General features: G+C 54.8%; 8 protein-coding genes. 4 read left to right on the forward strand and 4 right to left on the reverse strand.

The genetic code is table 11. From position 1 onward, the window contains the following. The 3 genes from ABYV26_RS14215 to ugpB form a co-directional block, all read right to left on the reverse strand. The coding region (locus ABYV26_RS14215) for an ABC transporter permease subunit (protein WP_372682014.1) at window positions 1-703 on the reverse strand (703 nt) is incomplete at its 3' end. Between the two features lie 9 nt (window positions 704-712). After that, on the reverse strand, window positions 713-1,603 hold the full coding sequence (gene ugpA, locus ABYV26_RS14220; protein ID WP_372682015.1) for a sn-glycerol-3-phosphate ABC transporter permease UgpA: 891 nt from the start codon (window positions 1,601-1,603) through the stop codon (window positions 713-715). A 148-nt stretch (window positions 1,604-1,751) separates the two neighbouring features. After that, window positions 1,752-3,074, reverse strand: a complete 1,323-nt coding sequence (gene ugpB, locus ABYV26_RS14225; protein WP_372682016.1) for a sn-glycerol-3-phosphate ABC transporter substrate-binding protein UgpB — start codon at window positions 3,072-3,074, stop codon at window positions 1,752-1,754. Between the two features lie 251 nt (window positions 3,075-3,325). On the opposite strand from ugpB, the gene ABYV26_RS14230 reads away from it, so the two are divergent. From ABYV26_RS14230 to cytX, 4 genes are all read left to right on the forward strand, one after another. Further along, window positions 3,326-4,423, forward strand: a complete 1,098-nt coding sequence (locus ABYV26_RS14230) for an ABC transporter ATP-binding protein (protein ID WP_372682017.1) — start codon at window positions 3,326-3,328, stop codon at window positions 4,421-4,423. 143 nt (window positions 4,424-4,566) lie between these two features. After that, a complete protein-coding gene (locus tag ABYV26_RS14235; protein WP_372682018.1) occupies window positions 4,567-5,628 on the forward strand; it encodes a branched-chain amino acid aminotransferase in 1,062 nt (353 codons plus the stop codon). Window positions 5,629-5,923: 295 nt separating this feature from the next. Further along, window positions 5,924-6,796, forward strand: coding sequence for a UTP--glucose-1-phosphate uridylyltransferase GalU (gene galU / locus ABYV26_RS14240; protein ID WP_372682019.1), 873 nt, complete (start codon window positions 5,924-5,926; stop codon window positions 6,794-6,796). Window positions 6,797-6,798: 2 nt separating this feature from the next. Continuing rightward, complete coding sequence (cytX, locus tag ABYV26_RS14245; protein WP_372682020.1) at window positions 6,799-8,076, forward strand: putative hydroxymethylpyrimidine transporter CytX; 1,278 nt, start codon at window positions 6,799-6,801, stop codon at window positions 8,074-8,076. A gap of 64 nt (window positions 8,077-8,140) precedes the next feature. On the opposite strand, the gene ABYV26_RS14250 is transcribed toward cytX, so the two are convergent. Beyond that, complete coding sequence (locus ABYV26_RS14250; protein ID WP_372682021.1) at window positions 8,141-9,037, reverse strand: methylenetetrahydrofolate reductase; 897 nt, start codon at window positions 9,035-9,037, stop codon at window positions 8,141-8,143. Window positions 9,038-9,372: the final 335 nt, after the last annotated feature.

A 9,372-nucleotide genomic window follows, 5' to 3' on the forward strand; every position in this document is an offset into this window, starting at 1 on the left:
AGACGAACTCGATGACCACCAGGGCGGCAATATTCGTCACGGAAAGGGGGAGCAGGATCTTGCGGAAAAACATCATGGCCGAAGCGCCGTCCAGCTTGGCCGCCTCGCACAGCTCTTCGGGAACGGTCAAAAAAAACTGCCGGAACAGGAAGGTGCAGGTGGCCGAGGCCACCAGGGGAAGAATCAGGCCCGTGTAGCTGTCCAGCAGGCTCCATTCCAGGGCGATTTCGAAATCGTTGCCCGCCCACCACTGAATCAGACTGTTGAGGTGCAGGGTGTCGATGAGCCACTGAAGAGGACCGAAAAGGTTGGCCGCAATCTCGTAGGTGGGCAGGATGCGCACCTCCACCGGCAGCATCAGGGTGCAAAAGACCGTGGCAAAAGCCACTTTACGGAAGCGATAGTCGAAATAGACAATCGAAAAAGCGCCCAGCATGGAAACGACGATCTTACCGATGGTGATACCCGAGGCCATGATGAACGAGTTGGTCAGCTGACGCCCCAGATTACCGGTTTCCCAAGCAGCGTTGACGTTCACCCAGAATTGGTCGCCGGGGGTAAGCGGCATGGGCACCTTGGCAACCTCCTCCAAGGGAAGTGATGCCGCCACCAAGGTATAGAAAATCGGAAAGCCGACGATACAGATGCCGAGCATCAAAAACGCATAGGTCAGTGCGTCGAGTATGGGGGTTCGTTCAACCATGGAAAGCCATTACACCGTATAGTGAACTTTGCGCTCCACGAAACGGAACTGGAGCACCGTAATCGTGACGATCAGGATCATGAGAACCACAGACTGAGCCGCGGAGGACCCTAAATTCAAACCGATAAATCCGTCCTGATAGACTTTGTATACCAGGGTGTTGGTCGCCCCGCCGGGCCCCCCCTGGGTGACCGTATGGATCACCCCGAAGGTTTCAAAAAAAGCGTAAATCACATTCATGACCATCAGGAAAAAGAACGTGGGCGACAACAGCGGGAACGTGATCGTCCAGAACCGCCGGAACGGCCCGGCCCCGTCCATGGCCGCCGCTTCGATGAGCGAGTGGGGCACGGCCTGGAGTCCGGCCATGAAGAAAACGAAGTTGTAGCTGACCTGCTTCCAGGCGCTGGCCAGGACCACCATGATGAAGGCGTCGGAACCGCTGAGCACCGGGTTCCAGTCGATGCCCATCTTGTTCTGGAGAAAATAGGCCAGCACACCAAAAGAGGGGTGCAGCAGGAAAAGCCAGAGGATACCCGAAATGGCAGGTGCCACGGCGTAAGGCCAGATCAGCATGGTGCGGATCACGGCTTTAGCCCGCAGGGCCCGGTTGGCCAGCGAGGCGAGAAACAGGCCGAAGACGATACTGGTCAAGGCGGTAGCCAGACTGAAGCCGAGGGTGATCCCAATGGATTTGAGGTAGAGGGCGTCAGTAAAAATGGTAATGAAATTGTCGAACCAGACGAAGCGGCTGCGCTGGCCGAAGGGATCGCTGAGCATGACCGACTGGAGCAAGCCCTGCACGGCCGGCCAGTAAAAAAAGGTCAGGGTGACCAGAATCTGCGGGGTAATCAGCAGATAGGCCAAGGTCCGGGAAGTGAAATGGGATCGTTTGATCATGGATTCCGGTGTGACACGTCAAGGTTGATGCACGCGTAAAGGTCACGGTCCCGACGTATTCGTATAAACGCCTTGCGGCGCACCGGCGCAATATATCGCGCATCGACCGATGCACCGCAAGGAGTATACCGCTGTTTTTTGGTAATGTCTACTTGTAGGTTTTTTCGAACTCGCGCAGCTTCTCGTTGCTGCGTGACACCGCATCGTCCATGGCCTGCTGCGGGCTCTTGGAACCGTTCCAGAGCAGCTCCATCTCTTCGTTGATGATATTACGGATCTGCACAAAATAGCCCAGGCGGAGCCCCCTTGAATTTTTGGTGGGCTTGCGACGGGTCATCTGATTGATGCCCACCTCCTGGTAGGGATTTTCATCGAAATAGCCCTTTTTCTTCAGCGACTCATAAGCCGTGATGGTGATGGGAAAGTAGCCGGTTTCCATGTGCCACAGCTCCTGCATGTCGTTCTGGGCCAGAAAGTCCATGAAGGCGGCCACGCCCTTGTAATCTTTTTTGGGATGTCCCTGCATGACCCACAGGGAGGCGCCGCCGATGATGCTGTTCTGGGGTTCCTTCATGCTGGCTTCCACAGGCAGCGGGGCCAGATCCCAGGCAAACTGGGCATTTTTCTTGACATTGCCGATGCCGCTGATGGATTCCATCAAAATGGCCGCATCACCGCCGACAAAAGCGGCCTGAGGGCCCTGATATTTCTGGCCTTCGTAGGAAAAGCGGTTGTCTGCCATCCATGACTTAAGCCGCGAAAGGTGGTTGACCACCTGGGCATTGTTGATCTGCAGTTCACAGTCCAGTCCCTCGTAACCATTGGCCTTGGACGCAAAAGGCAGATCATGGATGGCGCTGTAGTTTTCGACCTGGGTCCAGGACTGCCAGGAGGTGACCATGCCTTTTTTCACACCGGAAGCAACGAGTTTGGCGGTAATATCGCCCATCTGGTCCCAGGTCAGCGGCTCAGTCTTGGAAGGCAGGTCGATACCGGCCTTTTTGAACAGATCCACGTTGTAGTACATGACCGGGGTGGACGAATTGAACGGCATGGAAAGCAGGTTCTCGTTTTCGTCCACATAGTAGGAAAGAACCGGCTGCAGGTAGCTGGACCAGTCGATTTGGTAACCCTGATCGGCCATAAGCTTGTAGACCGGATAAATGGCGCCGGAGAGCATCATGGTGAGCGTACCCACTTCGAAGGACTGCAGGATATGGGGATGCTTTTTGGCCCGGTAGGCGGCCACACCGGCATTGACTGTCTCGTCGTAATTGCCCTTGTTGGTCTCCACCACCACGAAATCGCTCTGGGATGCATTGAAGGCATCCACGATCTTTTTCAGGGTTTCACCCCGGGCGCCCCGCATGGCGTGCCACCAGTGGATTTCAATGGGTTTTGCAAAAACCTGATCGGCGGCGAAAACCGCCAGAATCACCACGACCATCAACATCATGAGTTTTTTCATCATGGCTGCACGCTCCTCCCAATTGGTTGTAACGGTTTGAAAATAGGTAGAAAAGAAGATAACTCCCCCCGAGATAAAATAAGAGTAATGGGTTCACTCTCACGAGTCAAGCATTTATTAAAATGTCGACACATCGGTGAATAGCACAAAGGATCTGAGAAAATACCGGCATCCGCGTAAAGAGTGCTTGACTTGAACCGGAAAAGCGTGCTCATTTTTCACTACGCTAATCAACCCTTCATAACAGGAGTTCCATGGCACAGGTCACTATCAGGGACATCGTAAAACAATTCGGCAAGACAGAGGTGGTCCACGGCATCAGCCTGGACATCGCAGACAAGGAATTCGTGGTCCTGGTTGGTCCCTCTGGTTGCGGTAAATCCACGGTGCTGCGCATGGTGGCCGGGCTGGAGAAAATCACCTCCGGTACCGTCAGCATCGGTGACCGCATCGTCAATGACATCGCCCCCAAAGACCGGGATGTGGCCATGGTGTTCCAGAACTACGCCCTTTACCCGCACATGAACGTATTCGGCAACATGAGCTTCGGGTTGAAGCTGAGCAAAACCCCTAAGGCGGAGATTCTCGAACGGGTCAACGAAGCGGCCGCCATCCTGGGTCTGGAAGACCTGCTTCACCGCAAACCCCACGAGCTCTCGGGCGGGCAGCGGCAACGGGTGGCCATGGGGCGCGCCATCGTGCGCAAACCCTCCGTATTTTTATTCGACGAACCCCTGTCCAACCTGGACGCCAAGCTGCGAACCCAGATGCGTGTTGAAATCAAACGCTTGCACCAGAAGGTCCAGTCTACGGCCATCTACGTCACCCACGACCAGGTGGAAGCCATGACCCTGGCCGACCGCATCGTGGTGATGCGAAATGGGGACATCGAGCAGGTGGGACAGCCAATCGAACTGTTTCAGAACCCGGCCAACACCTTCGTGGCCGGCTTTATCGGCAGCCCGCCCATGAATCTGGTTCCTGCCCGCATCGTCTACGACGGCAACACCTTGAAGATCCGGTTCAACGACCAGCTCAGCGTGCCCCTCCCTGAAAAGGAGGGCATGTCGGTTAAAGCAGACACCGATGTCATCATGGGCCTGCGCACCGAGGATTTTACCGTGGACAACGGCAACGGCGACTATCCCGAGGAATGGAAGCTGGATGGCACGGTAGAGGTGGTCGAGCCCCTCGGCGGGGAAACCCACATGCACATGAATTTTAAAGGGATCACCTTTATCGTCAAAAGCGAGGGCCGCAGAATTTTTCACGCCGGCCAACACTTGCGCATGGCAATGAACCTGAATCATCTGCATCTGTTCGATGCCGGCACGACGCAATCGATTTATTGATGGTATTGATTCATGGGTAAAATAAGTGTACCTATAGCGAGTCTGTCTATCCGTCTATATTTTCCAGAACTGTTCTAAATTATTTTAGTTTCCTTGATCCGGGCGCCGGACCGAGACCGTCTTATTCAGCGAGGAGGACCATCATGCAAGTGACCATCACCAAAGCCGAACAGCTGAAAGCCAAACCGGATGAAAACAAACTGGGGTTCGGCACGATCTTCACCGATCACATGTTCAACATGGACTACAGCGTGGAAAAAGGATGGTACAATCCGCGCATCGAGCCCTACGCCCCCCTGGTGATGGAACCGTCCACCATGGTCCTGCACTATGGTCAAGGGGTCTTCGAGGGCATGAAGGCCTACCGCAACGGTCAAGGGGGCGTTCAGCTTTTTCGCCCCCAGGAAAACTTCCGGCGCCTGAATGCGTCCAACCGCAAGCTCTGCATCCCCGCCATCGACGAGGCCTTTGCTTTAGAGGCCCTCAAACAGCTGCTCAACGTCGAAAAGGACTGGATTCCCAGTGCGCCGGGAACCTCACTCTACATCCGGCCGACCATCATCGCCACCGACCCCTTTCTGGGTGTCCGGGCGTCGTTTACCTACCGGTTCTTCATCATTCTCAGCCCGGTGGGGGCCTATTACGCCGAAGGGTTCAACCCGGTGAAAATCATGGTCACCAAAGAGCATGTGCGGGCGGTGCGCGGCGGTGTGGGCGACACCAAGACCCTGGGCAACTATGCGGCCAGCCTGCTTGCCGGGGACAAGGCCCACAAGGCCGGCTACACCCAGGTGCTGTGGCTGGACGGTGTCGAGCAAAAATATGTGGAAGAGGTCGGTGCGATGAACATCTTTTTCGTCATCGGCGACGAACTGATCACGCCCATGCTTTCAGGCAGCATCCTGCCCGGCATCACCCGCGATTCGGTGCTCGAATTGGGACGGTCATGGGGCATGACGGTGTCCGAAAGAAAAATCAGCATCGACGACGTGATGGCCGCCCACACGTCAGGCCAATTGAAGGAAATCTTCGGTTCCGGCACGGCGGCCGTGATCTCTCCAGTGGGTGAGCTTAAATACGAAGACACGGTCATCACCGTCGGCGACGGACGGGTCGGGCCCCTGGCCCACCGGTTTTTCCAGGCCATCCAGGATATTCAGTATGGCGACATCGAAGGCCCGCAAGGATGGGTGGAACCCGTTTAGAGGTAGTCGGTAAATCACAATGCCCAAAAACCACATCACAAATAAAATACAATCTCCAAATTCAAAAATCCAAACCATATGCTCTTGAAGATAGGGGCATTTCAATCACAAATATTGGATAGATCAAAATATCAATCAGCTGCATTCTGCCCTTGTTTGAGATTTGCATATTGTTATTTGGGATTTGTTTGAGATTTGTTATTTGTAGTTTGTTATTTAATATTAGGTGGTTGTATTCCGCTGCGTCCCGGTAAGCAGCGTTAGGTCTGCACAATATCTCAACCAGGGAGGATTCATGAAAGTCAGAAAAGCCGTTTTCCCCGTCGCCGGTCTGGGCACCCGGTTTCTGCCGGCCACCAAGGCCATGGCCAAAGAGATGCTGCCGGTCGTGGATAAACCCCTGATCCAGTATGCCGTGGAAGAGGCCTATGCCTCCGGCATCAGGGAGATCATTTTCGTTACCGGTGCCGGGAAAAACGCCATCGAGAACCATTTCGACCACTCCTGTGAACTGGAGCACATGCTCATGGCCCGGGGCAAGGACGCCCAACTTAAAATGATTCACTCCCTTATCCCCGAATCCGGCTCCATCATCTATACCCGCCAGAACCAACCCCTGGGACTGGGGCATGCCATTTGGTGTGCCCGGAACATCGTGGGCAACGAACCCTTTGCGGTTCTGCTGGCCGACGACCTGATCAAAGCGGAAAAACCGGTGCTGAAACAGATGATGGAAAAGTTCGACGAGCTGCAGTCCTCGATCGTTTCAGTCGTTGAAGTGGACCCCAAGGAGACCAGTAAGTACGGCATCCTGGATGCGGACCCGCTGGTCAACAGCGTCACCAAAATTCGCGGTCTGGTGGAAAAGCCGAAACCGAAAGAGGCCCCTTCGAACCTGGCCATCATCGGCCGATACATCCTGACCCCGGAAATTTTCACCATTCTTCAAGGCAAAGAGACGGGCGCCGGCGGTGAAATCCAGATCACCGATGCCATGGCCCGGCTGCTCAAGACCCAGGATATCTATGGCTACCGCTACCAGGGAACCCGTTTCGATTGCGGCAATAAGGCCGGCTTTCAGATGGCCAACCTGGCATTTTCTTTGGACCGGCCGGACATGCGAGAACGCCTGCTTCCCTTTATCCGCAATCTGATTGATAAATATTAAGGATGGATATCAAGCCGATACCGGACGCTGAAAGAAATCTAAACGGCTTCGATTATTTTCTTCTTTGGGCCGGGGTGGCAATTTCCCTGGCCGAAATCTGGGCCGGCGGTTTTCTGGCCCCCATGGGCTTTTGGGCCGGCTTTTGGGCGATCATCCTGGGCCATATGATCGGCAACACCTTCATGGCTTTGGGGGGTGTCATCGGCTCGCAACACGGAATCCTTTCCATGGTCTCGGTTCGGCCCGCTTTCGGTATCCGCGGTTCCAACCTGCCAGCGGTCTTGAACATCATTCAGCTTATCGGCTGGGCATCCATCATGCTGATCATCGGCGGCCGGGCCGGTGCCATGCTGGGCGCGCCCTTCGGAGGGATGCTGGCTTCCAGCCAGTTCTGGATCGTGCTTATCGGTGTAGGGACCCTGCTGTGGGCCCTGGGAACCGGCAAATCGCTCTGGAAAATACTGCAATCGACAGCGGTGATCGCCCTGTTGCTGGTGATTGTCCTGATGAGTTGGGTCGCCTTCGGTGAGTTCGGCAGCGGGGTGACGACAGCCAACACCAACCAGATGCCGTTTATGATCGGCCTCGATATAGTGATCGCCATGCCCATCTCCTGGATGCCCCTGGTGGCGGACTACGCACGCTTTGCCAAAAAAAGCGGGCCGGCGTTTTGGAACACCTGGGTGGGCTATTTTATCGTATCTTCCTGGATGTACCTGCTGGGGTTGATGGCCACCCTGGTAACCGGCGAAACCGATCCAGGTGCCCTGATTCTTCAGACCATGGGAAAAATAGGGTTTGCGGTACCGGCACTGGTCATGGTGGTGTTTTCAACGATTACCTCCGATTTTCCGGATATCTATTCGGCCACCTGCTCCATGATGAATATATCCCAGAAGATCAAGGCCAACACGGTCATGTGGGTGGCAGGGATCCTGTCCATCGTGGTGGCCCTAGTGTTTCCCATGGAACAGTATGAGAACTTTCTACTTTTTATCGGTGCCATGTTTATGCCCCTGTTCGGGGTGGTGCTCACCGACTACTTCCTGCTGCGCAAAGGCAAATTGGAAATCGAGGCCATCGACACCATCGGCGGGCCGTACTGGTATTTCAAGGGCGTCAATATCGTCGCAGCGGTGGCCTGGGCGGCTGGATTTGTGACCTTCGAGACGATCGCGCTGATGAAATATCCGGTCGGCGGGTCGATGCCCTCCATGCTGGTGGCCGGACTGATCTACTACTACATGACCCGGTATTTCACCGCCCGGGGCAAAGGCTGAAAAGGATTTATTCTCGAGCCTCCCTTTTCGGTTCATAATAAATGGCTCTACCTCTGGATTCCAATTAAACGGCAATCCGCGCCGTTTGCAATATTTTTGGAACGATGTCGGCCCAGCCTAAGGGCATCAGATGCACCCCCTGAACCATGTGTTTGATTTCAGACAGAAATCGTCCCATCATGTCAGCCGCCTTCATTTTGCGGTCTTCCTTTTCCACACTGCCTATTTCATCGATCCAGGCTTGGGGGACCTCGATCCCGGAAACATTGGCATTCATGAATTTCCCCATCTGCGGGGATTTTAGCACCACCAGCCCCACTTGGATGGGAACGTTCAACTTCGACGCCTTGTTGATGAAGGTCTCAAAAACCCTGCGATCATAAACCGCCTGGGTCTGGAAAAATTCGGCGCCGGCATCGACTTTCTTTTTCATTTTCATCAATTGAAGTTCCAGCGGTTCGAAATTGGGGTTGACCACGGCGCCATAGGCCATGTCCGGTGGATTTTCGATGGCGTTGCCGGTGATATCGTGGCCGTGGCGCAGCCCCATGGCCATATCGATGAGCTGAACCGAATCCAGATCGAAAACCGGCTTGGCTTCCTTGTGGTCGCCGAGCTGGATATGATCGCCGGTGAGCAGCAGCACGTTGTCGATTCCCAGTGAATAGGCGGTGAGCAGATCGCTCTGCAAGGCGATGCGGTTGCGGTCCCGGCAGGTGAGTTGATAGACGGGTTCGACCCCCTTTTGCTTTAAACCGACGCTGGCGGCCAGGGATCCCAGACGCATCACGGCGGACTGGTTGTCGGTCACATTGACAGCATGAACCCAGCCTTGCAAATATTTGGCCTCCTGGGTGCAAAGCGGATCGATGTTTTTGTCACGGTTCACGGCGCCTTTGATCGGTCCGACTTCGCCGGTGACAACAAATTCGCCTTTATCGAACAGGGTGGTTAATTTCATTTTCCTTTTCCTTTATTCTCGATGGTGATTAGTCTCGGTAGCCTCGAAAAAGCCTCATTTCAGACGGATTCGTTAAAAGCCCGAGATCAAGGCTTGCGGGCCGCGAAAGCGAGCTTAAGCGAGTGAACAGCAAATCGACCTTCCTCCGTACGGCGAACATTCATGTTCCATCATGAGGAGCGAGGCGTACTGATCGTACGTCGCAGTGACGAGAGATGAAGCGTAACGCAGATATCGGGCTTTTAACGAATCCGTCAATCTTGGTTGCTGACCGTGACCCTGCCCGCCTGCGAGCAAAAGGTGGCTTCGGTGGCGCTGACTTTCAGGGTTCGGGG

The organism is Desulfosarcina sp. (assembly GCF_041551955.1).
GTDB lineage: Bacteria > Desulfobacterota > Desulfobacteria > Desulfobacterales > Desulfosarcinaceae > Desulfosarcina.